Source organism: Agreia sp. Leaf283, assembly GCF_001422485.1.
Taxonomy (GTDB): Bacteria; Actinomycetota; Actinomycetes; order Actinomycetales; family Microbacteriaceae; genus Agreia.
Genome location: NZ_LMNF01000001.1, coordinates 1,918,847 through 1,945,837, shown reverse-complemented (window position 1 = coordinate 1,945,837; position 26,991 = coordinate 1,918,847). Strand labels below are relative to the sequence as shown.

Genomic DNA, 26,991 nt, shown 5'->3' with positions numbered 1-26,991 from the left:
TTTTGGGTGTTATCAAGTTATCGACTTATTAGTACAGGTCAGCTCCGTAGGTCTTTAGTCCCTACTTCCACATCCTGCCTATCAACCCAGTAGTCTAGCTGGGAGTCTCTCACCATAAATGGTATGGAAATCTCATCTCGAGAACGGCTTCCCGCTTAGATGCTTTCAGCGGTTATCCAGTCCGAACGTAGCTAATCAGCGGTGCTCCTGGCGGAACAACTGACACACCAGAGGTTCGTCCAACCCGGTCCTCTCGTACTAGGGTCAGATTCTCTCAAATTTCCTGCGCGCGCAGAGGATAGGGACCGAACTGTCTCACGACGTTCTAAACCCAGCTCGCGTACCGCTTTAATGGGCGAACAGCCCAACCCTTGGGACCTACTCCAGCCCCAGGATGCGACGAGCCGACATCGAGGTGCCAAACCATGCCGTCGATATGGACTCTTGGGCAAGATCAGCCTGTTATCCCCGAGGTACCTTTTATCCGTTGAGCGACAGCGCTTCCACAAGCCACTGCCGGATCACTAGTCCCGACTTTCGTCCCTGCTCGACTTGTCAGTCTCACAGTCAAGCTCCCTTGTGCACTTACACTCGACACCTGATTACCAACCAGGTTGAGGGAACCTTTGGGCGCCTCCGTTACTTTTTGGGAGGCAACCGCCCCAGTTAAACTACCCATCAGGCACTGTCCCAGAACCCGATTAGGGTTCGTAGTTAGATATCCAGAGTGACCAGAGTGGTATTTCAACAATGACTCCACCTGAACTAGCGTCCAAGCTTCACAGTCTCCCACCTATCCTACACAAGCCACACCGAACACCAATACCAAACTGTAGTAAAGGTCACGGGGTCTTTCCGTCCTTCTGCGCGTAACGAGCATCTTTACTCGTAGTGCAATTTCGCCGAGTTCGCGGTTGAGACAGCTGGGAAGTCGTTACGCCATTCGTGCAGGTCGGAACTTACCCGACAAGGAATTTCGCTACCTTAGGATGGTTATAGTTACCACCGCCGTTTACTGGGGCTTAAATTCTCAGCTTCGCCTTGCGGCTAACCGTTCCTCTTAACCTTCCAGCACCGGGCAGGCGTCAGTCCGTATACATCGTCTTGCGACTTGGCACGGACCTGTGTTTTTAGTAAACAGTCGCTTCCCACTGGTCTCTGCGGCCCTATCCYGCTCCAGGAGTAAATCCCTTCACAGGTCAGGCCCCCCTTCTCCCGAAGTTACGGGGGCATTTTGCCGAGTTCCTTAACCACGATTCTCTCGATCTCCTTAGTATTCTCTACCTGAACACCTGAGTCGGTTTGGGGTACGGGTGACTAAAACCTCGCGTCGATGCTTTTCTTGGCAGCATAGGATCACTGATTTCGTCCGTGAGGACTACCCATCGGGTCTCAGGCTATATAGAAGACGGATTTGCCTATCTTCTGCCCTACATCCTTAGACCGGGACAACCATCGCCCGGCTCAGCTACCTTCCTGCGTCACACCTGTTAATACGCTAAACGCACCAGCATAGGGTCGTACGCTAGGCCCCAACCGTCACCCCGAAGGGATCAGTGATGGGGATTCAGATACTTAGCATTACTGGATTGTCTTGGGCGGTTTTTCGTCAGTACGGGAATATCAACCCGTTGTCCATCGACTACGCCTGTCGGCCTCGCCTTAGGTCCCGACTTACCCAGGGCGGATTAACCTGGCCCTGGAACCCTTGTTCTTTCGGAGGACGGGTTTCTCACCCGTCTTTCGCTACTCATGCCTGCATTCTCACTCGTGTGGCCTCCACGGCTGGTTTACACCGCCGCTTCGCTGGCCACACGACGCTCTCCTACCCATCCATACGCCTGGACCCACAAGTGGGCCGGGCAAAAATATAAATGCCACAACTTCGGTGGCGTGCTTGAGCCCCGTTACATTGTCGGCGCGGAATCACTTGACCAGTGAGCTATTACGCACTCTTTCAAGGGTGGCTGCTTCTAAGCCAACCTCCTGGTTGTCTGTGCAACTCCACATCCTTTCCCACTTAGCACGCGCTTTGGGACCTTAGTTGGTGGTCTGGGTTGTTTCCCTCTCGACGATGAAGCTTATCCCCCACCGTCTCACTGCTGCGCTCTCACTTACCGGCATTCGGAGTTTGGCTAACGTCAGTAACCTTTTGGGGCCCATCGGCTATCCAGTAGCTCTACCTCCGGCAAGAAACACGCAACGCTGCACCTAAATGCATTTCGGAGAGAACCAGCTATCACGAAGTTTGATTGGCCTTTCACCCCTATCCACAGCTCATCCCCTCCATTTTCAACTGAAGTGGGTTCGGTCCTCCACGACGTCTTACCGTCGCTTCAACCTGGCCATGGATAGATCACTTCGCTTCGGGTCTAGAACCAGCGACTAAAACGCCCTATTAAGACTCGCTTTCGCTACGCATTCCCCTCACGGGTTAAGCTCGCCACTGATCACTAACTCGCAGGCTCATTCTTCAAAAGGCACGCTGTCACCCCTACAAGGAGGCTCCAACGGTTTGTAAGCAAACGGTTTCAGGTACTATTTCACTCCCCTCCCGGGGTACTTTTCACCTTTCCCTCACGGTACTTGTTCACTATCGGTCATCTGGGAGTATTTAGGCTTATCAGGTGGTCCTGACAGATTCACACGGGATTTCTCGGGCCCCGTGATACTTGGGATACTCTTCGAGCCATAACTTCATTTCGACTACCGGGCTGGCACCGTCTATGGCAGGGCTTTCAATCCCTTTCGTCTATAAAGCGCTGTAACTCTCACTGTTCGGCAGAAGCAGCAGAAAAGTCCCACAACCCCGACCATGCAACGCCTGCCGGCTATCACACATGATCGGTTTAGCCTCTTCCGGGTTCGCTCGCCACTACTAACGGAATCACTATTGTTTTCTCTTCCTGAGGGTACTGAGATGTTTCACTTCCCCCCGTTCCCTCTACCCGCCCTATATATTCAGGCGGGAGTCACCAGGTCACCCAAAGGGCCTGGCGGGGTTTCCCCATTCGGAAATCCTCGGATCACAGCTCTATTATCAGCTCCCCGAGGCTTATCGCAGATTTATACGTCCTTCTTCGGCTCCAGATGCCAAGGCATTCACCGTTTGCTCTTAAAAACTTGACAAACAAAATTGCAAAAAGACCAATGCTTACCACCACAACCCGAAAGCCGTGATGATGTCATTGATACACATAACACAACACGCACCACGTCAGACAGAACCGAAGTCCTGACCTATTTGATACGAGCGTGTAGATGCTCGCGTCCACTGTGTAGTTCTCAAAGTACGGGCGGTATCCTCCCCCACCCACACACCCCGAAAGGCATTCATGTGAGCAGGACCAGGATCCAGAAGGCAGTCCACCCACTCCTTACGGAGCAGATGGCCCGGTCCTTCAGGACCCAACAGCGTGCACAAAACCTACTTCACACCAGAACCCCTGTTCCGAACTCCCGAAGAAGTTGTACTAACGAGCTCTTTAGCTTTTCGATTTCCTAAGTCAATGTTCCACCCATGAGCGCCACCGAGAAACATATGTTCTCGTAATGGCTACGAGGTGTACTAGCCCTGTATACASAGGCATCCTCRAGTGCTCCTTAGAAAGGAGGTGATCCAGCCGCACCTTCCGGTACGGCTACCTTGTTACGACTTAGTCCTAATCACCGATCCCACCTTAGACAGCTCCCTCCCACAAGGGGTTAGGCCACTGGCGTTGGGTGTTACCGACTTTCATGACTTGACGGGCGGTGTGTACAAGGCCCGGGAACGTATTCACCGCAGCGTTGCTGATCTGCGATTACTAGCGACTCCGACTTCATGAGGTCGAGTTGCAGACCTCAATCCGAACTGAGACCGGCTTTTTGGGATTCGCTCCACCTTACGGTATTGCAGCCCTTTGTACCGGCCATTGTAGCATGCGTGAAGCCCAAGACATAAGGGGCATGATGATTTGACGTCATCCCCACCTTCCTCCGAGTTGACCCCGGCAGTCTCCTATGAGTTCCCACCATAACGTGCTGGCAACATAGAACGAGGGTTGCGCTCGTTGCGGGACTTAACCCAACATCTCACGACACGAGCTGACGACAACCATGCACCACCTGTTTACGAGTGTCCAAAGAGTTGACCATTTCTGGCCCGTTCTCGTATATGTCAAGCCTTGGTAAGGTTCTTCGCGTTGCATCGAATTAATCCGCATGCTCCGCCGCTTGTGCGGGCCCCCGTCAATTCCTTTGAGTTTTAGCCTTGCGGCCGTACTCCCCAGGCGGGGAACTTAATGCGTTAGCTGCGACACGGAGACCGTGGAATGGCCCCCACATCTAGTTCCCAACGTTTACGGCATGGACTACCAGGGTATCTAATCCTGTTCGCTCCCCATGCTTTCGCTCCTCAGCGTCAGTTACGGCCCAGAGATCTGCCTTCGCCATCGGTGTTCCTCCTGATATCTGCGCATTCCACCGCTACACCAGGAATTCCAATCTCCCCTACCGCACTCTAGTCTGCCCGTACCCACTGCAGGCTGGAGGTTGAGCCTCCAGTTTTCACAGCAGACGCGACAAACCGCCTACGAGCTCTTTACGCCCAATAATTCCGGACAACGCTTGCACCCTACGTATTACCGCGGCTGCTGGCACGTAGTTAGCCGGTGCTTTTTCTGCAGGTACCGTCACTTTCGCTTCTTCCCTACTAAAAGAGGTTTACAACCCGAAGGCCGTCGTCCCTCACGCGGCGTTGCTGCATCAGGCTTTCGCCCATTGTGCAATATTCCCCACTGCTGCCTCCCGTAGGAGTCTGGGCCGTGTCTCAGTCCCAGTGTGGCCGGTCACCCTCTCAGGCCGGCTACCCGTCGTAGGCTTGGTGAGCCATTACCTCACCAACAACCTGATAGGCCGCGAGTCCATCCTTGACCAAAATTCTTTCCACAACCAGACCATGCGGCCAGCTGAAATATCCGGTATTAGACACCGTTTCCAGTGCTTATCCCAGAGTCAAGGGCAGGTTACTCACGTGTTACTCACCCGTTCGCCACTAATCCACCCAGCAAGCTGGGCTTCATCGTTCGACTTGCATGTGTTAAGCACGCCGCCAGCGTTCGTCCTGAGCCAGGATCAAACTCTCCGTAAATGATTACGCACAACCACACCACCGGAATAGGCRGAGCGATTGCAAGTTTGAAACTGACAGAACAAATCATTACTGACTTGCTTTGTATGTTTATATCTATTTCCAAAGGAATCCCAAACACCTTCAAAGAAGATGCCCGGGGTTTTTGGCATTTGACTTAGTGCACGCTGTTGAGTTCTCAAGGATCGGACGCACCCGACATCAACCACACCAACCGGCACAGCATCACATCGAGGCAACTTCTCAAACCTAGACCCGATCNCACGCTGTTGAGTTCTCAAGGATCGGACGCACCCGACATCAACCACACCAACCGGCACAGCATCACATCGAGGCAACTTCTCAAACCTAGACCCGATCGAAGCTCTTGTCAAATCGAGCGATTCGAGCGACAAGACCGAAATCAGGCGCTTCAAATCGAACCAAACGACGTTCGACTGGGAAGGTTTACATCCTAGAACAAGAACCGGAGTCGTTTATAGACTCTGATCTGGAACTATGGGATGGTCCCGCTTGAGGCCGGAAGCTCTTCGGCTTTCCGCACCTGTGGGGTGACAAGAGGAAACATTACGGAAACACTGGGCGCTCGTCAAAACCAACGTGCAGCCCGGGCGTGTCGTGGCTGGCGGCCCCGGAATTCCGCGGAAGTGGCGCCCTTCGACAGGCTCAGGGAACGACGAGTCCAGTGAACGGCAGGCTCAGGAAGCGCGCGGGCTGTTGTCGACGGCGGTGATGCGCACGACGGCGACGCCCTGCTCGTTGGACTCGGCCAGGTCGACGACGGCCGAGATGCCGTAGTCGTGGTCGCCCTCCGGATCGTCGAAGATCTGGCGCACCGACCACTCCCCCGGCCGCTCGTCGATGATGAGCATCGCGGCGCTGCGCGCATCCGCACCGGTGAGCAGCTCCTCGTGCTCGTCGAAGTAGTCGTCCATGGCGGCGGCCCAGGCTTCGGAGTCGAAGCCGGCTGCGGCATCGAGTTCGCCGAGCGCCTCGTAGTTCTCGAGCGCCGCGAGCTGCACCCGGCGGAAGAGCTCGTTGCGCACGAGGATGCGGAAGGCCCGCGTGTTCGAGGTGAGCAGTCGCGGCGCAGGCGGCACGATGCCCGGATTCTCGACGCTGCCGCCGTCGTCGCTCGGGTTGATCAGCTCTTCCCACTCGTCGAGCAGGCTCGAGTCGACCTGCCGCACGAGTTCGCCGAGCCACTCGATGAGATCCTGCAGTTCGTCGGTCTTCGCCTCGTCGGGAATCGTCTGCCTGGCCGCCCGGAACGCGTCCGACAGGTACCGCAGCACGAGCCCCTCCGAGCGCGAGAGCTTGTAGAAGTTCACGAAGTCGCCGAACGTCATCGCCCGCTCGTAGAGATCACGCACCACCGACTTGGGCTTCAGCTCGAAGTCGCCGATCCACGGTTGGGAGGCACTGTAGGTCTCGAACGCCTCGCCGAGCAGGCCCTCCAGGGGCATGGGCCACGTCACCTGCTCGAGCAGTTCCATGCGCTGCTCGTACTCGATGCCCTCTGCCTTCATCGACGCCACGGCCTCGCCCCGGGCAAGGAACTGCTGCGCCGACAGCACCGGCCGGGGGTTCTCGAGCGTGGACTCCACGACGGAGATCATGTCGAGCACGTAGGTCTCGCTGTCTCTGTCGAGCAGGTCGAAGACCGCGAGCGCGAACGGCGAGAGCGGCTGGTTGAGCGCGAAATTCGGCTGCAGGTCGACGGTGAGCCGGATGCGATCGGGCCCTCCCCCGGGTTGCGGCACCTGGGTGACGACCTCGGCCGTGCGGAGTGTGCGGTAGATCGCGAGCGCCTGGCGCAGATGCGCGAGCTGCTTCGCCCGCGGCTCATGACTCGTCTCGATGAGCTCCCTGAACTCGCGGAACGCATCCCCCTCACGGGCGATGACGTTGAGCACCATCGAGTGGCTCACCTGCATGCTCGACGAGAGCGTCTCGGGTTCGGCGTCGACGAGCCGCAGAAAACTGGGCTCGCCCCAGGAGACGAACCCTTCCGGCGCACGCTTCTTGACGATCTTGCGCTTCTTCTTCGGATCGTCGCCGGCCTTGGCGATCGCCTTGAGGTTCTCGGTCTCGTGCTCCGGTGCCTGAACCACGACCGTGCCGGCGGTGTCGTAGCCCGCCCGCCCGGCGCGACCCGCTATCTGGTGGAATTCCCGCGCGTTGAGCTGGCGCATCCGGGTGCCGTCGAACTTGGTGAGTGCCGTGAGGAGCACGGTTCGAATGGGCACGTTGATGCCGACGCCGAGCGTGTCCGTTCCGCAGATGACGCGCAGCAGCCCGCGCTGCGCGAGCTGCTCGACGAGGCGGCGGTACTTCGGGAGCATGCCCGCGTGGTGAACGCCGATGCCCGAGCGGATGAGCCGGTTCAGGGTTCGCCCGAAGGCCGTCGTGAACCGGAATCCGCCGATCACCTCGGCGATCTCGTCGCGCTGCTCCCGGGTCGCCACCCGGATGCTCGTGAGGGCCTGGGCGCGTTCGAGGGCTGCGAGCTGCGAGAAGTGCACGATGTAGACGGGTGCCTGGTGCGTCTCGAGCAGCTCCTCGACCGTCTCCTGAACGGGCGTCGTGGCGTAGTAGTAGTGCAGCGGAACCGGCCGCTCCACGCCGGTGACGACCGCCGTCTCCCTGCCCGTTCGCGCTGTCAGGTCCTTGGCCAGCCAGGTCACGTCGCCGAGCGTGGCCGACATGAGCACGAACTGCACGTTCGGCAGCGTGAGCAACGGAACCTGCCAGGCCCAGCCGCGCTCCGGGTCGGAGTAGAAGTGGAACTCGTCCATCACGACCTGGCCGACGTCGGTGTCGGCCCCGTGGCGCAGGGAGAGATTCGCCAGGATCTCGGCGGTGCAGCAGATGATGGGCGCATCCGGATTCACCGACGAATCGCCGGTGACCATGCCCACGTTGGCCGCGCCGAACACGTCGACGAGCGCGAAGAACTTCTCGCTGACGAGAGCCTTGATCGGCGCCGTGTAGTAGCTGCGCTGACCCCGCACGATGGCCGCGGCGTGCGCGCCGATCGCCACGAGCGACTTGCCCGTGCCCGTGGGGGTCGACAGGATGACGTTGGCGCCGGAGACGATCTCGATGACCGCCTCCTCCTGGGCCGGGTACAACGTGATTCCGCGGGAACTCGCCCAGGTCTCGAAGGCCCCGAAGACCGTGTCCTCGTCGAACGCCTCGGGGAGCAGCGACAGGAGGGAGGCGGTTTCGGCCTCGCCGATCTGCTCGGTGGCGTCGTCGCTGTCGGCGGCCTCGGGCAGAGTCACGGTCATGATGTATCGATCCTGCCCTCTGCAGGGCCGAGCGCCTAACCGGCATCGTCACCCCGTTGACAAGTTCGAACATATGTTCGAACATTGCTGAATGAATTCGGTCGCAGCTGTGGAATCACCGGCCTCGGTGAGGCAGGCTCTGCAGGCGCGCATCTCGTCGATGCAGTCCACCAGACTCGACGACGATGCATTCCCCGTGCTGCCGAAGATGCGCGGAGTCCTGGCCCGCGGCCTGCGTCGCGGAACGGTCTACTCGCTCACGGGCTCGACTTCTCTGGCACTCGCCCTCGTCGCCGCCGCGTCGCAGCAGGGCGAGTGGTGCGGTGTGCTCGACGTTCCCGACCTGGGCCTCGAGGCCGCAGCCGGCTGGGGCATCGATCTCGATCGGCTCGTCTGGGTCTCCGACCCCGGTGAGCGATGGATGTCGACGGTCGGCGCGATGGCCGATGTGCTCGGTCTCGTGATCGTGCGGCCTCCGACGCGTGTCTCGGCATCCGAATCGTCGCGGCTCTCGGCCCGACTGCGACAGGCACGATCCACCATGCTCGTTCTGGGCGACTGGCCCCAGTCCGAGTCCGAGATCACCGTCGTCTCGTCGTCGTGGACGGGCCTCGGCGACGGGCACGGGCACCTGGCCGACCGTCGCCTCGACGTCGAGGTGCGCCAAGGCCAGCGAGCGGGCGCACCGCGGCGATCACAGCTTCGCATCCCGGCGGGCACGATCCGATGAGTGCCTCGAGTTCCCGAGTCATCGTGGTCTGGGTGCCCGACTGGCCGATCGTCGCCGCGCGCCAAAACCTCCAGGCAACCGACCTCGATCTGACAGACGAGCTGCCGATGGCCCTGATCGACCGGGGAACGGTCTTCGCGTGCTCCTCGCTCGCGCGAGCAGCCGGAGTGCGCAGGGGCCTCGCTGTTCGAGAGGCGCAACTCCGTTGCCCCGAGCTGCTGGTCGCGCCCTACGACGCGCAGGCAGACTCCCGGGCGTTCGAGCACTTCGTCACGCTGATCGAAGAGCTCGTCCCCGGCGTCCGCATCCTGCGCCCGGGCTTGTGCGCAATACGAGCGCGGGGTCCTGCCCGCTTCTACGGGGGCGAGCAGCAGGCCGCGGCGACCATCCGACAGGCACTGTCCGAGAGCCTCGCCTCGGCGCGCGTCGGTATAGCCGACAGCCCGTTCGGGGCAGAACAGGCGGCCCTGCGCACGCAGGAGTCCGCCCCCGTTCGCATCATCGATCCCGGCACGACGCGGGGCTTCCTTGCTCCGCTTCCCATCTCCACGCTCGACGACGCCGCACTCGTGCCGGTGCTGCGTCGACTGGGGCTGCACACTCTGGGCGATTTCGCCGGCCTCGACCGAACAGCCGTCGGGGTGCGCTTCGCCGAAGCGGGCCTGCGCGCGCACGCCAGGGCATCCGCCACCGATCGTCTCTCGGGAGCCGAACACGCCCCTGAAGCCGACCTCGGAGCCGACGTCGCGTTCGAGCCCGCCCTCGACCGCGTCGACCAGATCGCCTTCGGAGTGCGAGCAGCAGCGGAGTCGATGATCGAACAGCTCGCGCACGCCGGCCTGGTCTGCACCGCGCTGCTCATCACGGTCACCAGCGAATCCGGCGATCGCAGCGAACGCTCCTGGTCGCATCCCCACCACTTCTCGGCAGCCGATGTTGTCGACCGCGTGCGCTGGCAGCTGCAGGGATCAGGCGGAGCCGCCGCGGGGCCGTCGGCTCCCGTCGAACGCATAGAGATCTCTCCCTCGCGGGTCGACGCGAGCACGAACCACGAGGCGGGGCTCTGGGGAACGTCCCTCGACGAGCGCGTGCATCACGCCCTCGCGCGGTTGAGCAGCCTGCTCGGCCACGGGGCTGTATCGACTCCCTCTCTGGGCGGCGGCAGGTTTCTGGCAGAGAGACGCGTGCTCGTGCCCTGGGGTGACGAGTCGCCCCAGACGCAGCGGGATCTTCCCTGGCCGGGCAGCATCCCGCCGCCTGCACCCGCCACGGTGTTCAGCGCGCCGCGCCGCGCCGAGGTGCGCGGAGCGCTCGGCGAACCGGTCGACGTCGACGCCCGGGGAACGACGAACACCGCCCCTGTCTGGATGGCATTCGACCAGGCCCCTCCGCTCACGATCTCTGCATGGGCCGGCCCTTGGCCCGTGCAGCAGCGCTGGTGGGATTCCGACAAGCGGCGAAGCGCAGCACGCTTCCAGATGATCGATTCCACGGGCATGGCCTGGCTGCTGATTCTCGAAGACCACACCTGGGCCGCGGAGGCCCGGTACGACTAGACGGAGCGCGCTGTGAAGTGGACCAATCCGCCCATCCCCTGGTCGGAGTTCGAACGGATCGCGTCGGGAACGAGCAGGCGCGACGAGCGCCCGCCCGGTGCAGACGGTGGCGACAGCCCGGCGTGGTCGCGCAAGCGCGCTCCGTACGAGCCGACACCCCGGGCCGATCGGCCGTCGGGAGCGGTCGTGCCCTACGCCGAGCTGCACGTGCACTCGAACTACAGCTTTCTCGACGGCGCCTCGTCGCCCGAGCACCTGGTCGAAGAGGCGGTGCGGCTGGGCCTGACGGGCCTCGGCCTCACCGACCACGACGGCCTCTACGGAATCGTCCGAATGGCGGAGGCGGCCGAGAGGCTCGACCTCGCGACCGTTTTCGGGGCCGAACTCTCGCTGGGCCTCGGGGCTCCCCAGAACGGAGTTGCCGACCCCGAGGGAGACCACCTCGTGGTCCTCGCCCGCAAGGAGGCCGGCTACCACCGTCTGGCCGGGGCGATCACCCAGGCGCAACTCTCGCCGGGAGCGGAGAAGGGCCACCCCGTCTATTCACTCGACGAGCTGTCGCAGACGGCGCAGGACTCCTGGCTCGTGCTGACGGGTTGCCGCAAGGGGGCAGTGAGGCGCGCCCTCCAGAGCGAAGGTGCCGTGGGCGCCGACCGCGAGCTCGGTCGTCTCATAGACCTCTTCGGCCACGACAATGTCGCCGTCGAACTCTTCGACCACGGAGATCCCCTGGCCTCGAGCATCAACGACTCGCTCGCAGACCTGGCGCGGCGCTCCGGTCTGCCGGTGATCGCCACCAACAATGTGCACTACGCGACTCCCGACGCGCATCCCCTGGCTTCCGCCCTCGCCGCGATCCGGGCACGCCGCAGCCTCGACGAGATGGACGGCTGGCTGCCCGCCACCGACTACGCGCACCTGCGCAGCGGGGCCGAGATGGCGGCACGGTTCTCCCGCTTTCCCGGGGCGGTCGAACGCACGGTCGACATCGCCGCCGATCTGTCGTTCTCGCTGCGCTCGGCGCGCCCGAACCTGCCGAAGCTCGACGTGCCCTCGGGGCACACCCCCATCACCTGGCTTCGCGAGCTCGTGCGCCGCGGAGCGGAGAGGCGCTACCCGAATGCGACCCCGGCCGTGCACGAGAGGCTCGAACGCGAGCTCGCCGTCATCGAGGAGAAGGACTTCCCGGGCTATTTTCTGATCGTCGAAGACATCGTCGGCTTCGCCCGCGGCCGAGGCATCCTCTGCCAGGGCCGCGGGTCGGCGGCAAACTCGGCGGTCTGCTACGTGCTCGGCATCACCGCCGTCGACTCGATCGCCCGCGGCCTCCCCTTCGAACGCTTTCTGTCGGCGCTGCGCGAAGAGGAACCCGACATCGACGTGGACTTCGATTCCGACAGGCGCGAGGAGGTCATCCAGTACGTGTACGAACGCTACGGGCGACGCAACGCCGCCCAGGTCGCGAACGTCATCAGCTATCGGCCCAAGAACGCCGTGCGCGATGTCGCGAAGGCGCTCGGCTACAGCCAGGGCCAGCAGGATGCGTGGTCTCGGCAGATCGAGAGATGGGGCAGCCTCACCGAGTCCCACGACCACGACATTCCGGATGCCGTGACCGAGCTCGCGCAGCAGCTCCTCAAAGCGCCGAGGCATCTGGGCATCCACTCCGGAGGAATGGTGCTGACGGAGAATCCCGTGGGCGAGGTCGTGCCCATCGAACACGCCCGCATGGAGAACCGCACCGTTCTGCAGTGGGACAAGGACGACTGCGCGTGGATGGGCCTGGTCAAGTTCGATCTGCTCGGCCTCGGAATCCTTGCCGCCCTGCAATACACCTTCGACCTCGTCGCGGAACACACCGGAGAGGTGTGGGACCTCGACAGCATTCCGAAGGAGGAGGCCGGGGTCTACGACATGTTGTGCCGCGCCGATGCCGTAGGCGTGTTCCAGGTCGAGAGCCGCGCCCAGATGGGCACGCTGCCGCGGCTCCTCCCCCGTCGGTACTACGACCTCGTCATCGAGATTGCGCTCATCAGGCCGGGGCCGATCCAGGGAGGTGCCGTGCATCCGTATCTGCGGCGCAAGACGGGCGAAGAGGCGGTCAGCTATCCGCATCCCCTGCTCGAGCCCGTGCTGGAGCGCACGCTCGGGGTGCCGCTCTTCCAGGAGCAGTTGATGCAGATGGCCATGGCCGTCGGTGGCTGCTCGCCCGCCGACGCGGATCTGCTGCGGCGGGCCATGGGGTCCAAGCGCGGGGTCGAGAAGATCGAGTCGCTGAAGGCCACCCTGTTCGCGGGGATGGCGCGCAACGGCCTCGACATCGAGACGAGCGAGGACATCTACGCGCGCATCCAGGCATTCGCCAATTTCGGCTTCGCCGAGAGCCACGCGCTCAGCTTCGCCCTGCTGGTCTACGCCAGCGCCTGGCTCAAGCTGCACTACCCGGCAGCCTTCCTCGCGGCGCTCCTGCGTGCCCAGCCCATGGGGTTCTACTCGCCCCTCACACTCACGGCAGACGCACGACGGCACGGCGTCGACGTGCGGCGACCGAGCATCCAGTCGTCTCTGCCCGACGCGACGCTCGAAGCCGTCGATCCGCATCACGCAACGCACCCCGATGGGCGGGCGGAGTGCTGCGATCCGAGCCAGCCTCCGGTCGGCCCGTTCGACCGTGGCGCTCCCGATCTCTCGGCGATGCATCGACGCGACGGTCGCTTCGCCGTGCGCCTCGGACTCGCAGGGGTCACCGGCATCGGAGCCGACCTCGCGCGACGCATCGTCGAGGAACGCACCCGGTCGGGCGATTTCGTCGACCTCGCCGACCTGTCACGCAGGGTGGGGCTGACGACGGAGCAGTTGGAGGCCCTCGCCGCCGCCGGGGCATTCGACTCGCTGGGCGTCAGCCGGCGCGAGGCGTTCTGGCAGGCCGGCGAGGCGTCGAAGGAACGCGCAGACCAGCTCGCGGGCTCATCGGTCAGCGTGCAGCCGCCGCTGCTTCCCGTTCTCTCGTCGACCGAACGCCTGGCCTACGACATCTGGTCGACGGGCATCTCGCCCGACGACCATCCGATCAGCCAGGCCCGCGCCGCCCTGACCGCGCGCGGCGTCTCGCCCATCTCGGCTCTGGCACGCGCCGAGACGGGCCGACGAATATTCGCGGGCGGAGCCGTCACCCATCGCCAGCGCCCCCAGACGGCCGGCGGAATCATCTTCATGAACCTCGAAGACGAGACCGGCATGCTCAACGTCGTCGTCAGCACGGGCGTGTGGAATCGCTATCGGCGGCTCGCTCGCGAGTCTCCCGCCCTCGTCGTGAGGGGCATCCTGGAGCGTTCGCCGGAGGGCATCATCAATGTGGTGGCCGACCGCTTCGAGGAGCTTCCGTTGCAGACGCGCACCCGATCGCGAGACTTCCGCTGACGCACCGTAGACGAATGTCGGGGGCTGGAGCGAGACTGGATGCGTGCCAGAACTCCCCGAGGTCCATGCGCTCGTCGCCGATCTGGGCGCCCGACTGCTCGGTCGCACCGTGGCTCGTCTCGACATGGTGTCGTTCTCGGCCCTCAAGACCTTCGACCCGCCTGTCTCGAGCCTCAACGGCCAGGTCGTCGAATCGATCGCCCGACACGGAAAGTTCCTCGACCTCGGCATCGGAGACGTGCATCTCGTGCTGCACCTGGCCCGTGCCGGCTGGATCCGCTGGCGCGAGACCGAACCTCCTCCGCGGACCAAGCCGTCGTCCGGCCCGCTCACCGCGCGCCTGGTCCTCGACGACGGCTCCGGCTTCGACATCACCGAGGCGGGAACGAAGAAGAGCGTCGCCATCTGGATCGTGCGCCACGTCGACGAGATACCGCAGATCGTGAGGCTCGGCCCCGATCCGCTCGACGCGGCGTTCACCCGCGAGGTCTTCCGCGGCATCCTGTCGTCGGCCGGGCGCATGCAGATCAAGGGTGTTCTGCGCGACCAGTCGCGGATCGCCGGCATCGGCAACGCCTACTCCGACGAGATCCTTCACGTCGCCCGCATGTCGCCCTACAAGCCGGCCGCGATGAGCGACGACGAGGCATCCGAACTCTACGACGCCGTTCGCGAGACCCTTCAGGCTGCGATCGACAGGTCGGAGGGAGTCAGCGCGTCGAATCTCAAGCGCGAGAAGAAGACGGCCATGCGCGTGCACGGTCGGGCCGGCGAGGAGTGCCCGGTCTGCGGCGACACGGTGCGGCAGGTCATCTTCGCCGACCGCACGCTCGAATACTGCCCCAGCTGCCAGACCGGCGGCAAGCTGCTGGCCGACAGGGTGCTCTCCCGTCTGCTCAAGTAGGCGTCTCGCCCATTCAGGGCGTCATCGTCACCAGCCGAACGACGAGTCCGGCCGGCGCGAGCCGAGGTAGGAATCGACCACCGCCGCACCGAGGTCGTCGAGCTCCGGAGAGACGACGTGCCCGCCGACACGTTTCGCCATCGAGTCGATGAACCGGGCCAGCCCCGGGTCTTCGCCCAGCCTGAAGAAGGTCGTCGACGCCCCCAGCCGCATGGAGTTCTCGAGCTCGCGCACGGCGTAGGCCACCGTGAGGGGGTGCGGCGGGTAGTCGAAGAACACCTCTCCGCTCGATTCGAGATGGGAGGTCGGTTCGCCGTCGGTGACGATGAGCAGCACGGGCTGCGCGTTGGGATGCTTCCGGAAGTGCCGGTTCGCGAGAAGGAGGGCGTGATGCAGGTTGGTGCCCTTCTCGTACTCCGCCTCGAGGCCGGTGAGCTGCTCGATCTCCATGACCTCTGCCTGACGACCGAACGCGATGAGCTGCAGGTCGTCGCCGCGGAAGCGGCTGGTCACGAGGGTGTGCAGGGCCAGCGCGGTGCGCTTCATCGGCACCCACCGGCCGTCCATGGCCATCGAGAACGACGTGTCGACCAGCAGGGCGACGCAGGCCTGCGTTCGCGCCTCTGTCTCCTGCACCTCCACGTCGCCGATCTCGATGCGCACACCCTGGCCGACGGCTCCCCCGCCACCCGCGGTGCGTGAGATGGCGTTGGTGATCGTGCGCGTCACATCCCACGGCTCGGTATCGCCGAACGCCCACTCGCGCGTGGCGCCGGAGAGCTCGCCTGCGGCACCCGCCTGGCGCACGTCTCGCTCGCCTTGGCGCCCGGAGAGCCGGGTGGCGACGTCGCGCAGCAGAGACTTGCCGAGCAGCCTCATGGCCTTCGGCGTCATCCGCAGGGTTCCGTCTGAGGCCCGCTTCATCGTTCCCGAGTCGCGCAACGCGTTCTCGAGTTGCTTCAGGGTGCGCGCATCCACCGATGCCTCGTCACCGAGCTGGCGTGCGAGGGCGTCGAGATCGAGATCGTCGAGGCGCGACCCTCCATAGCCCTGGGCCAGCTGCTCGCTCAGAGCGTCGAGTTCGGCGATGTCCTGGAAGACACCCGTGCCGTCGCCGAGGCCCAGGCTCTCGGAGCCGCTCATGCTCTCCGACCCGCGCCAGTCGGCACCGGGGCGAAGCGACTGCAGCTGCTCGTCGAGTGTGGCCAACGACGACATGAGTTCGGGCGATCCGAAGGCCTGGGATGCGAGTGCGTCGAGTTCGTCGCGCTGCTCCTGGCTCATCGAGTTGCGCATTCGAGCGGCCGCCGCGGCGCGCTCGGCGAGGGTGTCGATGAGTTCGTCGATCGTGCGGGGGTTCTCCGGGAAGAAGTCCCCGTGAGCCTGCATGAACTCCTCGAACTGCTGCTGGTCGGCCTCGCCCCGCGCGTGCCTGTCGAGCAGCCCGGTGAGGTCGGCGAGCATGGCGGCGATGGCCGCCCTGTCTTCGTCGTCGGCATTCTCGAGGGCCTGCTTCATGCCGGCGAAACGCTGGTCGAGCATCTCTCGGCCGAGCAGGTCCTTGATGCGCTCGAAGTCCTGGCGCGCCTCGGTGCTGCGCCAGGCGTAGTCGTTCAGCTCCTTCACGGCAGCCGCCGCGGAGGGCGGCAGGGCGCCGAGCTGCATCTCGGCGAGTGCCCGGGCGTCGTCGTCCATATCGACGTCGCGGGCCAGCTGCTTGCGTTCCTCGAGCACGGCCTTGTCGAGCAGCCTCTTCACTTCTTGGAGAGTGCCGTCGAGGTTGTGCTTCGCGGCGAGTTCGCGCCGTTTCTCCGCGACCCGGCGCGCGAGGTCGTCGAGTCCGGGCTTGTCGTCGGTGCCCCGGCGGAGGAACTCGCGGAGCGATGCTTCGGGAGAGTAGCCCGCCATCACGTCCTGCCCGATGGCGTCGAGGGCCTGCCTCACGTCGACGGGCGGCGCGAGCGGATCGGGCCCTCCCGCGTACTTGCCGTAGCGCGATGCGCGGGTGAGCCGTCGATTGGCCCTAGCCATAGATCGTCTCGCCTCCGCCGCTCGCCTTGCTTATCCTTCGATCGAGGAAGAGGCCTTCGAGGGCGAGCTCGATCGCGCCCGCCCGCTGCCCGTCTGTGCGCGCGTCGAGCCGGTCGGTGATCTGGTCGTACAGGTCGGATTCGCCGAGCACGGGAAGGCCTCCGAGGAACTCTCGAGCCGACACCTGCTCGCCGGTCGTCACCACCGCGCCGTCCTCGACGGCCGACACGAGCGCCCTGAAGTCGATGCCTCGCAGATACGCGTGCACCGTCTCGGCGGTGGCTCGTCGAAGGAGGTGGTCGAGGATCTCGTCCTCGCGGCCCTCCTCCCCCGACTCGAACTCGATCTTGCCGCCGAGCACGTCGACGGCCGTCTCCAGGTCGACGGGCCGGGCCACGGCATCCGGTTCGCCCTGCCGCGTGGCGCGATGGATGGCCGCCGCAGCGATCGTCTCTGCTCCGGCGATGGCGAACCGGGCGCTCACGCCGCTGCGCTGGTCGACGGACGCGGACTCGCGGAGCGCCCGCGTGAACCGGGCGAGGATCTCGACGAGGTAGTCGGGCACCTCGGCGACGAGGTCGGACTCCTGCCGAATGATAGACACCTCGTCGGCCAGTTCGAGCGGGTAGTGCGTGCGTATCTCCGCGCCGAAGCGGTCTTTGAGCGGGGTGATGATGCGGCCGCGGTTGGTGTAGTCCTCGGGGTTCGCGCTGGCGACGACGAGCACGTCGAGCGGCAGCCGCAGCACGTAGCCGCGGATCTGGATGTCGCGTTCCTCCATGACGTTGAGCATGGCCACCTGGATGCGCTCGGCCAAGTCGGGCAGCTCATTGATCGCGACGATGCCGCGATGGCTTCGAGGGATGAGGCCGAAGTGGATGGTCTCGGGGTCTCCGAGGCTCCGGCCCTCCGCCACCTTCATCGGATCGACGTCGCCGATGAGGTCGGCGACCGACGTGTCGGGAGTCGCGAGCTTCTCGGCGTAGCGCTCGTCGCGGGATCTCCAGGCTACGGGGAGCTCGTCGCCGAGCTCCTCGGCGCGACGGATGCTCTGGCTGGTGATGGGCTCGAAGGGATGCTCGCCGAGCTCGGATCCGTCGATGACGGGCGACCACTCGTCGAGCAGGCCGACCATCGTGCGAAGAAGCCGGGTCTTGCCCTGCCCGCGCTCGCCGAGCAGCACGATGTCGTGGCCGGCGATGAGCGCGCGCTCCAGCTGCGGGATGACCGTGGCCTCGAAGCCGTGAAGGCCCGGCCAGGGATCGCGGCCCTCGCGAAGGGCCGACAGGAGGTTGTCACGGATCTCGACCCGAAGGGACTTCTGCACGTGGCCCGAAGCCTTGAGCTGACCGACTGTGGAGATGAGGGGACGCGTCATCTCTGCAACGCTACTCCCGCCTCAGACGGTGCTGTCCCTGATGCGACTGTGAATTCTCGGGAGGGAGAGACGACCGCACAAAGAGAAGAAGCCCCGGCCATGGCCGGGGCTTCTTCAGTCCTGTTCTGGTGGAGCATAGGAGATTCGAACTCCTGACCTCTTCGATGCGAACGAAGCGCGCTACCAACTGCGCCAATGCCCCGGAACTGCCTTGGAAGACTATCACGACCGCGGCAGCGACTTCGAACCGAGCGGGTTGTCAGCCAGCCCTGCGGCGGGCGAGAACCTCATCGAGGTCGAGCCCCGAGCGGTCGTCGGTGTCGACGATGCCCATGGATGCGAAACGGCTGGGCAGGCGGGGCGCCACCGGCTCGGCGACGGGCGCGAGCGGCAGCTCGATGGGGGCCACCGCGGGCCCGGCGGAGGCTGCTGCGCGCAGGGCGTTCTCGGCATCCGATGCGGCCCGACGAAGATCGGCCTCGATCTCGAGCGAGACCTCGCGCGCCACGGACGGAAGGGCCGTGGCGAGCCCGGGAGCGGAGACGCGGGCGGCGTAAAGGGGCTTCGGGAGAGGAATCGGAGTCCACTCGCTGGGAGCGACCGGCACGGCGACCGGCTGCGGCTCGGCCTCGAGGAACGAGCCGCCGTGGTCGACGAGCGTCTGGTCGTGCACCGTGAGCTTCGGGGCAGGAAGACGCAGGCTTCGACCGGCCTGGGCGAGCTTGCCGAGCATCACGACGCAGAGCGACGCCACCGAGGCACCGATGGCGACGACGACCCAGGCACCCGCAAGGGAGATCTGGAAGCCGGCCAGCACGGCGACGGAGACGGAGAGCAGCAGGATGCCCGTCGTGACCGCGCGCGAACGCTTGATGCGGGCCGCGATGAGGATGGCGACGGGAGTGGCGTCTTGTGAGACCTGGCGCAGGTAGCGCTGCTGCTCGGCGACACTGCGCGCCGTGGTCGCGACGCGGATCTCGTCGGGCACCTCGCTCGTCTCGGCGAGGATGCGCAGGGTCTGCTGCAGGCGCACGGCGTTGCGTTCGGTCGCGAAGTACTCGCGTCGCCGAGACCAGGTCGGCATGAAATAGATCAGCCACAGCCCGGCTGCGACAGCGATGATGAGGCCCCCGCCCAGCCAGTCCGTTGTCATGCCTCTACGGTATGAGAGAGCGGAGCGGTTGAGGCCGTCTGCCTGCGTGTGTCGCGAAGACCCTTCAGCCAATTCGCAGTGGTGCGATCAGCGCGGCAGCGTCTCGATCGCTCGCTGCGCGGCCTCCCGGTCGCTGAGGGGCACCGTGCCTTCGCCCGCGGGAACGCGTCCGTCCTTCCATCGGCGGAGCACGCCGACCGGCAGCTCCTCGGAGACGAGGGCGAAGCAGAAGTGATCGCGCCAGTCGCCGTTGATGTGGATGAACCGGCGGCGCAGGCCCTCGTAGCGGTAGCCCAGCTTCTCGACGACGCGCAGGCTGGGGCCGTTCTCCGGACGGATGCAGATCTCGATGCGGTGGAGGCCCACCTGGAAGAACGCGTAGTCGGAGGCGAGGGCGACCGCCGTGGGCGTGATGTTCTTGCCCGCGAACCGCTCGGACACCCAGTAGCCGATGCTGGCCGACGACACCGATCCGTAGCTGATCGACGACACGTTCAGCTGACCCGCCAGCTCACCGTTGTACTCGATCAGAAAAGGCAGGCCGTAGCCGGCCCGCGCGTTGCTCTGCAGAGACCGGATGCTCGCCCGCGTGTCGAAGGACATCGGCCCGTGCGGGTTGGTCGCCTCCCACTTGCGCAGCCAGCCGCGGTTCTCCATGAGCTCGCGTTCGAGCGCCCGCGCATCACGCACCCGGATGGGGCGGATGACGATCGGACCGTCGGACAGGGTGGGAACAAACATCGGCGGTGACAGTCATTCCTTCTGCGTGGTGGTGGATCTTCGGGGCTGTTACAGGCCCTTGGCGTACTCCTTGAGCCAGGGTCGGAGGTCGGTGCCCAGGTCTTCGCGGTCACTGGCCAACTGGATGATGGCCTTGATGTAGTCGAGCTTGTCTCCGGTATCGTACCGGCGACCGCGGAACACCACACCGTACACACCACCCGCGATCGACGTGTCTCCGGCGAGGGTCTCGAGCGCGTCGGTGAGCTGGATCTCGTTGCCCTTGCCGGGAGCCGTGTTCTCGAGCACGTCGAAGATCTCAGGCTGCAGCACATAACGGCCGATGACCGCGTAGTTCGAGGGGGCGTCTTCGGCGGATGGCTTCTCGACGAGTCCGGTGATGCGCACCACGTCGTCTTCATCGGTGGTCTCGATCGACGCGACGCCGTACATGTGCACCACGGACGGGTCGACCTCGAGGAGGGCGACGACACTGGCGGTGCGCGTCTCAGCGACCTCGATCATGCGCGAGAGCAGTTCGTCGCGGGCATCGATCAGGTCGTCACCCAGGAGCACGGCGAAGGGCTGGTGGCCGACATGCATGCGGGCGCGCGACACGGCGTGGCCGAGACCGCGAGGATCGCCCTGCCTGACGTAGTGCATCTCCGCCAAGGCGGTGGCCTCGTTGACCATGCGCAGCTTGTTGCCGTCGCCCTTGGATTCCAACGTGGCTTCGAGTTCGGTGACGCGGTCGAAGTGGTTCGCCAGGGCGTGCTTGTTACGGCCGGTGACGACGAGGATGTCGTCGAGGCCGGCTTTCACGGCCTCCTCGACGACGTACTGGATGGCCGGCTTGTCGACGACAGGCAGCATCTCTTTAGGCAGCGCCTTGGTTGCGGGCAGGAAACGCGTTCCCAGTCCGGCTGCAGGAATAACGGCTTTTGTGATCTTGGTCCCCATGGGCACAAGGCTATCCAATGGCGAGCGGTCGGCGCGCCGGATTGCGAAACACGGCCGATACATCCATGCAACTAAAATCTCTTAGATGGTCACCGACCCGAGCAATATCAAGCGAGCACTGCGAGCCGAGCTCCGTGAGCGCCGCCGCACCCGCACCTCCGTCGAGAGAGCATCTGCCACCGAGGGCTTCACTCGCAACCTGCAGAAGCTGGTGACCGACTCCGGCGCGACCTTCATCTCGTGCTACCTGTCGGCCACCCACGAGCCCAACACCCGCGAGTTCCTCAACTGGGCAGAGGCGAACGGCATCCGCGTGCTGTTTCCCATCGCCCGCGAAGACGGCCTGCTCGACTGGACCCGTGGCGACGGCGAATCCGAGGCGCAGGGTCTCTTCGGCATGCCGGAGCCCGTCGGCGAGATCCTCGGGCCGATGGTGATCAACGACGTCGACCTCATCATCGTTCCTGCGGCCGCGGTCGACGCATCCGGGGTCAGGCTGGGCTGGGGTCGGGGATACTTTGATAAGACGCTCGGCAGCATGCAGAAGTGCCCTCCCGTCTACGCCGTGATCTTCGACGACGAACTCCTCGAGTCCGTTCCGCGCGAGATCCACGACCAGCCCGTCGACGGCATCGTCACCCCCACGCAGATCCACACGTTCTAGACCAGCGCCGCTCGGCACTCTTTCTCACCGTTCCAAGGAGCTTTTCCCGTGCCCACCTATTCCTACCGCTGCACCGAGTGCACGAACGCCTTCGACATCCACCAGGCGTTCACCGACGACTCGCTCACGGTCTGCCCGGTCTGCGGCGGCAAGCTGCGCAAGGTCTTCAGCGCCGTGGGCGTCACGTTCAACGGCTCGGGCTTCTACCGCACCGACTCGCGCGCGGCCGACAAGTCGAGCGGCTCGGGCAGCACGGGCGGCACGGGCAAGGCCAGTGGATCGGGCGAATCGTCGTCGGCCTCGAAGCCCGCGGCGCCGTCGACGCCGACTGCGCCATCGACCACGGGAGGCTCGAGCTCGTCGTCGGGCTCGAGTTCGTCACCCGCCGCGGCCAAGTAATACTGGTAGACGAGAACTGTAAGTACAGCTGAGGGGGCCCACCATGTTCAAAGGATTCAAGGAGTTCGTTCTCCGCGGGAACGTCATCGATCTGGCCGTCGCCGTCGTCATCGGCGCGGCATTCACCTCGGTCGTGAACTCGATCGTCGAGAATGTCTTCAACCCCGTCATCGCGGCGGCATTCAAGGCCGAAGACCTGGTGGGCGCGTTCCCGATTCCCATCGGAGACAGCGCGATCCAGCTGGGCTCCGTGCTCGCCGCGATCATCCAGTTCCTCATCGTGGCAGTGGTCGTGTACTTCGCGTTCGTGCTTCCGATCAACCACCTCAAGAAGGTGGCCTTCATCAAGAAGCAGCAGCCGACCCCCGCCGAGACGGTCAGGACTCCCCCGACCGAGGCCGAGCTGCTCACCGAGATCCGCGATCTGCTCGCCAAGCAGCAGACGTCGTCGGGCACTCAGCACGACGCCTGACCGGTTCAGAGGCAGGGCCCGCTCACCAGTGAGGCGGCTTCTCCAGCTTCAACCTGTCGTCGTTCCTGTCGCTGCCGCGCGGTGAAGGGGCACCCCACGACGCATCCGTGTCTTCGTCGGCCTTCTCGACGGCCGAACCATCTGCACGCTGGGGCGTCGGGTCGGAGCCGGCCACGGCATCCGTTGTGACCCGACGGCGCCCCGTACGCCGAATCGGCGGATGAGGGAGCGCCGCAGCGGGGTCGTGAGTCTCTTTCGGCACCTCGGGAGCCTACCGGGAGAACGGGAGCGGCGCCGTCTCGTCGGAACTGTGCGAGATGGCCGGCCGGTCGACGGCCTTGAGCTCGCGCACCCCGATGACCTGGGCGATGCGCGCTGCGACAGCCTCGGGGTCGCTGAACAGCTCGAAGCTGTGCACCCGGAGGTAGTGCCAGCCCAGCCTCCTGAGCATGTCGGGGCGCAGGCGCAGCGACTCGCGGAGGCTCGACGCGTGCACGACCGAATCCGTCTCGATGGCGATGGCCCGACCGTCGTGCGAGGCCACCAGGGTGAGCTTGCCTCGGTGTTCGAATGCCACGTCGAGGCCGCGGGCTCCGAGTCGGCGTGCAAGGTCGATGAGCAGCGCGTCGCCCGGGCTCGAGAACGTGTCGGGTGTGGGGCCGGACTCGACCTCGGTGAGGATCTGCCGCAGCGCCACGATGCCGTGGGCCATGCGCTCCTCGTCGATGTCGTGCGGGTGGAAGCAGCTGACGATGTCCATCGACCGGCGCGCGCGGGTCATGCCGACGGCCAGCAGTCGCTCGCCGCCCGGTCGGCCCAGTGCGCCGAAGTTCGTGAGCACGCGGCCGTGCGTCGTCTTTCCGTAGCCCACCGAGAAGATCACCCGATCGCGACTCTGCGCGACGGACTGGTCGAGGGTGGCGACCATGAACGGCTCGGCACGGTCCTTCAGAATGAAGTCGCTGAGATCGCTGCGCTTCGCGAATGCAGAGAGCACGGCCTGCTGCACGCGCACGGCGTGGCGCGGGCTGGCCGTGATGACCATGAGCGATTCGCCCGGGTAGTGGATGGCGTGGTCGAGCACGAGGGCCACGACGCGATCCACCTCGTCGTCGACGCTCTCGACCGCTCCGGTCTCGGCGTCGGGCATGCCGCCGCGACCCTCGACGTAGTGCAGCGCGAGGCTGCCGTGGCCGAGGAAGGTGCCGGCCCAGGGCAGCGAGTCGATCTTGCCGCCGTAGAAGCGGTGGTTCACGAGTTCGGCGAGGTCTTCGCCGCCGGCCCGGTAACTGCGGGTCAGCTGCAGCGTGGGAACGAGTTCGGCGAGTCGTGCGAGGGCCGACTCGGCGTGCAGTTCTTCGACCGACTGCTCCGGCTGGGCGCGGTTCGACGAGTCGGGAGTCGCGGCGATGGCGATGTCGAATCGAGACGGCGTCTGCGTGACCGGGTCGCCGAAGGCCACGACCTGGCGCCCGCGGCGGATGGCTCCGACGTTCTCGGCCAGGGTGGTCGCCCCGGCATCGACCAGAATCACGGTGTCGAAGTGCAGGGAGTCGGAGATCTCTGCGATCTCGTACGGCGAGGCGAGCCAGACCGGCGCAAGGACGCGGCCCAGATGCGGCGCGGCCTCGTGCAGCGCCTGCGAATCGACGCCGTCGGTGCGCAGGATGTTCTTGAGCGCGGCCGCCTCTTCCGGGTAGTCGACGAGCCCGACGCTCCACGTCTCGGCCAGCTGCCAGGCCAGCAAGGCGCCGCTGGCCGAGGCGTGCGCCTCGTCGACCAGCCTGAAGTCGGCCTCGAGTCGATCGAGCACCGAGGTGTTCGCGCCGAGCAGGGCACGGTCGTTGGCCAGCATCAGCTCGAGCACCGACTGCCACCAGGCGAGCTCGAGCTCGTCGGCGACGGCGCTCTCGGGCACGTGCCTCTGTGACAGGTCGGTGAGCAGGGGGTCGAGCGAGTGCTCGCGAAGCGTGTCGAGAAGCGCCGTGCGCTCCTGCAGGTTCGCCAGCACCTCGGAGTCGGCGGCCAGACCCTCGACCAGCGACACGAGCTCCTCGATGGGCAGGCTCGACAGCTGGCGCGCCGTGCCGACAGACCCCAGGGGCAGGTCGAGCTGGGCGAGGTCTTCGGTGACGCGCTGGTAGGCGACTTGCACATCGGCGATGCCGATCGGGATCTCCGGCGGAATGCCCGCGGCGGCGAAGCGGTACCACAGCGTGCGCTGCTGCTGGATGTGCTTGAGGGCCTCGTTGAGGTCACCGATGTGCACGCCCGGACGCACGTACTCGCGGGCGAGGCTGCGCAGCCGGCGACGGCTCGTCGACGAGAGCTGCGGCGAGTCGCGACGGTTCGACGTGGCGGCGATGAGCTCGGTCAGCGACCGGTCGAAGACCACGGGCTGGAACTTGTCGAGCGTCTCGCGCAGGTCGAGCAGCAGACGCAGGTAAACGCCGAGCTCGGTCAGCGTGGCGAAGGGCCGCATGCGGGTCTGGCCGATGAGCTCCCAGGCGCCCGACAGCAGGTTCGGCAGGTCGGTCTTGTGCAGCTTCTTCGCGAGCTGGTGGGCGCTGTGCGCGTCGTCCGACGTGGCGAACGCGGCGCCGTACCAGGGCGAGTCGTCGGGTCCGTAGCGGAACTCGCCGAGAGCCGCCGCCTTGCTGAGCGTCTTCGCGGCCTGAACACGACCGGATGCGAGCCCCTCGAGGGCATGGCGGTCGAGGCGCGCCTTGGTGGAGGGAGGCGTCTGCAGCAGTTCGAGGCGCGCGAGTTCGCGCAGCGCATCCAGAACCGAGACCTTGAGAACCGGGTCGACCCGGCCGAGCGACGAGCGGTAGTCGAGCAGCACGCCGCGCAGGCGCACGAGGGCCTCGTCGACGTCGGCGACATGGGGCTGGCGGGCCTTCTCGTTTCGGCCGATCGACTGGATGAGGTCACGGCGCAGGGTTCGGGGCGACACGGCGACGCCGGGCAGGCCGACATCGGTGAGGCGCCTGGCGATTCCCCGCAGGCTGAGGCGGCGAGGGCTCACGACGAGAACGCGCTTGTTCTGCGCGATCAGGGCTCCGACCGCGTTGACGATCGTCTGTGTTCCGCCGGTGCCCGGCAGCGTCTTCACGACGAGGGAGTTGCCGGCGCCGATCTGGGCGATGACATTCTCCTGCTCGGGATCGGCGTCGAGGAGGAGCGTGTCGGTGGCCGGCGGTCGCTGATCTTGGGGAGTGGCGTCGACCGGGTGGTAGGCGTCTTGCACGCCGCGGCGCGCCGTGACGTTGCCCGCGAGCGCGTCGAGAACCGGATGCGCGAGGTCGTCGGCGTCGTCGACCAGCGCCTGGCTCACATCGGCGAAGGTCGAGACGGCGAGCCGGGGGCTGACGCTGAACCACGCGAGCTGCGAGGTGAGGCCGCGAAGCTGGTCGATGACGGGCTGCGGCTTGAAGACGCCGTTGTTGATGGCGAGCGCCACGAGCGCGTCGGCATCGAGCTCGATCTGGAACTGGTCGGACAGGGCGCGCACGAGCTCGGGGTTGACCACGGGCCCACCCCGCAGCTTCAGCTCGAAGTCTCGACCGTAGCGTCGCACCGACACAGGGCGCAGCAGCACGGGGGCGCTGAACGACTCCTGCTCGACGCGCCATTCGGCGAAGCCGATGCCGAGGTTGACGGCGTCGATGCCGCGCACGCTGCGGAGCTCGACGCCCTTGTCTGTGATCGCGGCCGCCGCGAGGCGGGCCGTGCGCAGGGCGAGCTCGTCGCGGATGAGGCTGCTGAGGAGGGTGGCGTTACCCGTGATGAACTGGGCGAGCCCGCCCGGATGCGTCGCGGAGAGGTCGATGCGGTTGCGCGGGGAGTCGTCGAAGTGGATGAGCGGCGATGCTCCACCCACCCGACTGAGCTCGTGTCGCCAGCGTTCTCGATTCGGCTCCACCCGACTCTCACTGGTGAGGTTCGTCAGAGGTCGACCGCCCTTTTCAGGCGCGGTCTGGCTACCCCACGCCGACGAGTCGTCGTCGGCGACAGTCGGAAGTCCGTCTGCATCTAGTTTCTTATCGGCGCGCCACACACGGTTACCTTAAGCTCGCCACGCCCGAAAACGCGGCATCTGCAAGGGGTTTCGTCGCATTAGTCGGGTTTGGGCCCCTTCGGTGGTCGCTCCAGTCGTCGCTTCGGAATAGCGGCGGCC

Annotated in this window: 15 protein-coding genes, 1 tRNA gene and 2 rRNA genes; 7 read left to right on the top strand and 11 right to left on the bottom strand. The window is 65.1% G+C overall.

The genetic code is table 11. The features are described from left to right. Positions 1-8 precede the first annotated feature (8 nt). The 3 genes from ASF51_RS08885 to ASF51_RS08875 all read right to left on the bottom strand — a co-directional run bounded on the left by ASF51_RS08885 (position 9) and on the right by ASF51_RS08875 (position 8,424). A 23S ribosomal RNA gene (locus ASF51_RS08885) occupies positions 9-3,129 on the bottom strand. A gap of 478 nt (positions 3,130-3,607) precedes the next feature. Beyond that, positions 3,608-5,131 (bottom strand): 16S ribosomal RNA (locus tag ASF51_RS08880). Together the 16S and 23S rRNA genes form the textbook arrangement of a ribosomal RNA operon. Positions 5,132-5,829: 698 nt before the next feature. Beyond that, positions 5,830-8,424 carry an RNA helicase gene (locus ASF51_RS08875; RefSeq protein ID WP_082479636.1) on the bottom strand — a complete coding sequence of 865 codons (2,595 nt, stop codon included), beginning with the start codon at positions 8,422-8,424 and terminating at the stop codon, positions 5,830-5,832. Between the two features lie 91 nt (positions 8,425-8,515). Here ASF51_RS08875 and ASF51_RS08870 point away from each other — a divergent pair, with 91 nt between their 5' ends. From ASF51_RS08870 to ASF51_RS08855, 4 genes are read left to right on the top strand one after another with little or no spacing between them, the layout of a single operon-like run. Next, complete coding sequence (locus ASF51_RS08870) at positions 8,516-9,154, top strand: hypothetical protein (protein WP_157412064.1); 639 nt, start codon at positions 8,516-8,518, stop codon at positions 9,152-9,154. Then, on the top strand, positions 9,151-10,710 hold the full coding sequence (locus tag ASF51_RS08865; protein ID WP_055927609.1) for a DNA polymerase Y family protein: 1,560 nt from the start codon (positions 9,151-9,153) through the stop codon (positions 10,708-10,710). The genes ASF51_RS08870 and ASF51_RS08865 overlap by 4 nt, the downstream gene beginning before the upstream one ends. 12 nt (positions 10,711-10,722) lie before the next feature. Next, on the top strand, positions 10,723-14,130 hold the full coding sequence (locus ASF51_RS08860) for an error-prone DNA polymerase (RefSeq protein ID WP_055927606.1): 3,408 nt from the start codon (positions 10,723-10,725) through the stop codon (positions 14,128-14,130). Positions 14,131-14,173: 43 nt separating this feature from the next. After that, positions 14,174-15,034 (top strand): Fpg/Nei family DNA glycosylase, encoded by an 861-nt coding sequence (locus ASF51_RS08855; protein WP_055927603.1) that lies wholly within the window; start codon positions 14,174-14,176, stop codon positions 15,032-15,034. 27 nt (positions 15,035-15,061) lie between these two features. Here ASF51_RS08855 and ASF51_RS08850 read toward each other — a convergent pair whose 3' ends face one another. The 6 genes from ASF51_RS08850 to galU all read right to left on the bottom strand — a co-directional run bounded on the left by ASF51_RS08850 (position 15,062) and on the right by galU (position 21,276). Then, on the bottom strand, positions 15,062-17,065 hold the full coding sequence (locus ASF51_RS08850; protein ID WP_055927600.1) for a VWA domain-containing protein: 2,004 nt from the start codon (positions 17,063-17,065) through the stop codon (positions 15,062-15,064). Then, positions 17,058-18,443 (bottom strand): hypothetical protein, encoded by a 1,386-nt coding sequence (locus tag ASF51_RS08845; protein WP_055927597.1) that lies wholly within the window; start codon positions 18,441-18,443, stop codon positions 17,058-17,060. Before ASF51_RS08845 ends, ASF51_RS08850 begins: the two co-directional genes overlap by 8 nt. 126 nt (positions 18,444-18,569) lie before the next feature. Next, positions 18,570-18,645, bottom strand: a tRNA-Ala gene (locus ASF51_RS08840). Between the two features lie 57 nt (positions 18,646-18,702). After that, positions 18,703-19,596: a hypothetical protein gene (locus ASF51_RS08835; RefSeq protein WP_055927594.1), complete on the bottom strand. Its 894-nt coding sequence runs from the start codon at positions 19,594-19,596 to the stop codon at positions 18,703-18,705. Positions 19,597-19,683: 87 nt separating this feature from the next. Beyond that, positions 19,684-20,337 carry a GNAT family N-acetyltransferase gene (locus tag ASF51_RS08830; protein ID WP_055927591.1) on the bottom strand — a complete coding sequence of 218 codons (654 nt, stop codon included), beginning with the start codon at positions 20,335-20,337 and terminating at the stop codon, positions 19,684-19,686. Between the two features lie 48 nt (positions 20,338-20,385). After that, a complete protein-coding gene (gene galU / locus ASF51_RS08825) occupies positions 20,386-21,276 on the bottom strand; it encodes a UTP--glucose-1-phosphate uridylyltransferase GalU (protein ID WP_055927589.1) in 891 nt (296 codons plus the stop codon). 85 nt (positions 21,277-21,361) lie between these two features. On the opposite strand from galU, the gene ASF51_RS08820 reads away from it, so the two are divergent. From ASF51_RS08820 to mscL, 3 genes are read left to right on the top strand one after another with little or no spacing between them, the layout of a single operon-like run. Beyond that, complete coding sequence (locus ASF51_RS08820) at positions 21,362-21,940, top strand: 5-formyltetrahydrofolate cyclo-ligase (RefSeq protein WP_055927586.1); 579 nt, start codon at positions 21,362-21,364, stop codon at positions 21,938-21,940. A gap of 48 nt (positions 21,941-21,988) precedes the next feature. Continuing rightward, positions 21,989-22,339, top strand: coding sequence for an FmdB family zinc ribbon protein (locus ASF51_RS08815; protein WP_055927583.1), 351 nt, complete (start codon positions 21,989-21,991; stop codon positions 22,337-22,339). A 43-nt stretch (positions 22,340-22,382) separates the two neighbouring features. Beyond that, positions 22,383-22,811, top strand: coding sequence for a large conductance mechanosensitive channel protein MscL (gene mscL / locus ASF51_RS08810; protein ID WP_055927580.1), 429 nt, complete (start codon positions 22,383-22,385; stop codon positions 22,809-22,811). A gap of 22 nt (positions 22,812-22,833) precedes the next feature. Here the strand turns inward: mscL and ASF51_RS19060 are convergent, their stop codons facing one another. Then, a complete protein-coding gene (locus tag ASF51_RS19060) occupies positions 22,834-23,073 on the bottom strand; it encodes a hypothetical protein (RefSeq protein ID WP_157412063.1) in 240 nt (79 codons plus the stop codon). A gap of 9 nt (positions 23,074-23,082) precedes the next feature. Next, positions 23,083-26,871 carry an AAA family ATPase gene (locus ASF51_RS08805; protein ID WP_369797297.1) on the bottom strand — a complete coding sequence of 1,263 codons (3,789 nt, stop codon included), beginning with the start codon at positions 26,869-26,871 and terminating at the stop codon, positions 23,083-23,085. Positions 26,872-26,991: the final 120 nt, after the last annotated feature.

What these genes read in the sequence shown, in the direction of transcription:
- ASF51_RS08820 (WP_055927586.1), top strand. Translation starts at nt 21,362, where the DNA reads ATGGTCACCGACCCGAGCAATATCAAGCGAGCACTGCGAGCCGAGCTC.
- ASF51_RS08870 (WP_157412064.1), top strand. Translation starts at nt 8,516, where the DNA reads ATGAATTCGGTCGCAGCTGTGGAATCACCGGCCTCGGTGAGGCAGGCT.
- ASF51_RS08845 (WP_055927597.1), bottom strand. Translation starts at nt 18,443, where the DNA reads ATGACGCGTCCCCTCATCTCCACAGTCGGTCAGCTCAAGGCTTCGGGC.
- mscL (WP_055927580.1), top strand. Translation starts at nt 22,383, where the DNA reads ATGTTCAAAGGATTCAAGGAGTTCGTTCTCCGCGGGAACGTCATCGAT.
- ASF51_RS08850 (WP_055927600.1), bottom strand. Translation starts at nt 17,065, where the DNA reads ATGGCTAGGGCCAATCGACGGCTCACCCGCGCATCGCGCTACGGCAAG.
- galU (WP_055927589.1), bottom strand. Translation starts at nt 21,276, where the DNA reads ATGGGGACCAAGATCACAAAAGCCGTTATTCCTGCAGCCGGACTGGGA.
- ASF51_RS08875 (WP_082479636.1), bottom strand. Translation starts at nt 8,424, where the DNA reads ATGACCGTGACTCTGCCCGAGGCCGCCGACAGCGACGACGCCACCGAG.
- ASF51_RS08835 (WP_055927594.1), bottom strand. Translation starts at nt 19,596, where the DNA reads ATGACAACGGACTGGCTGGGCGGGGGCCTCATCATCGCTGTCGCAGCC.
- ASF51_RS08830 (WP_055927591.1), bottom strand. Translation starts at nt 20,337, where the DNA reads ATGTTTGTTCCCACCCTGTCCGACGGTCCGATCGTCATCCGCCCCATC.
- ASF51_RS08865 (WP_055927609.1), top strand. Translation starts at nt 9,151, where the DNA reads ATGAGTGCCTCGAGTTCCCGAGTCATCGTGGTCTGGGTGCCCGACTGG.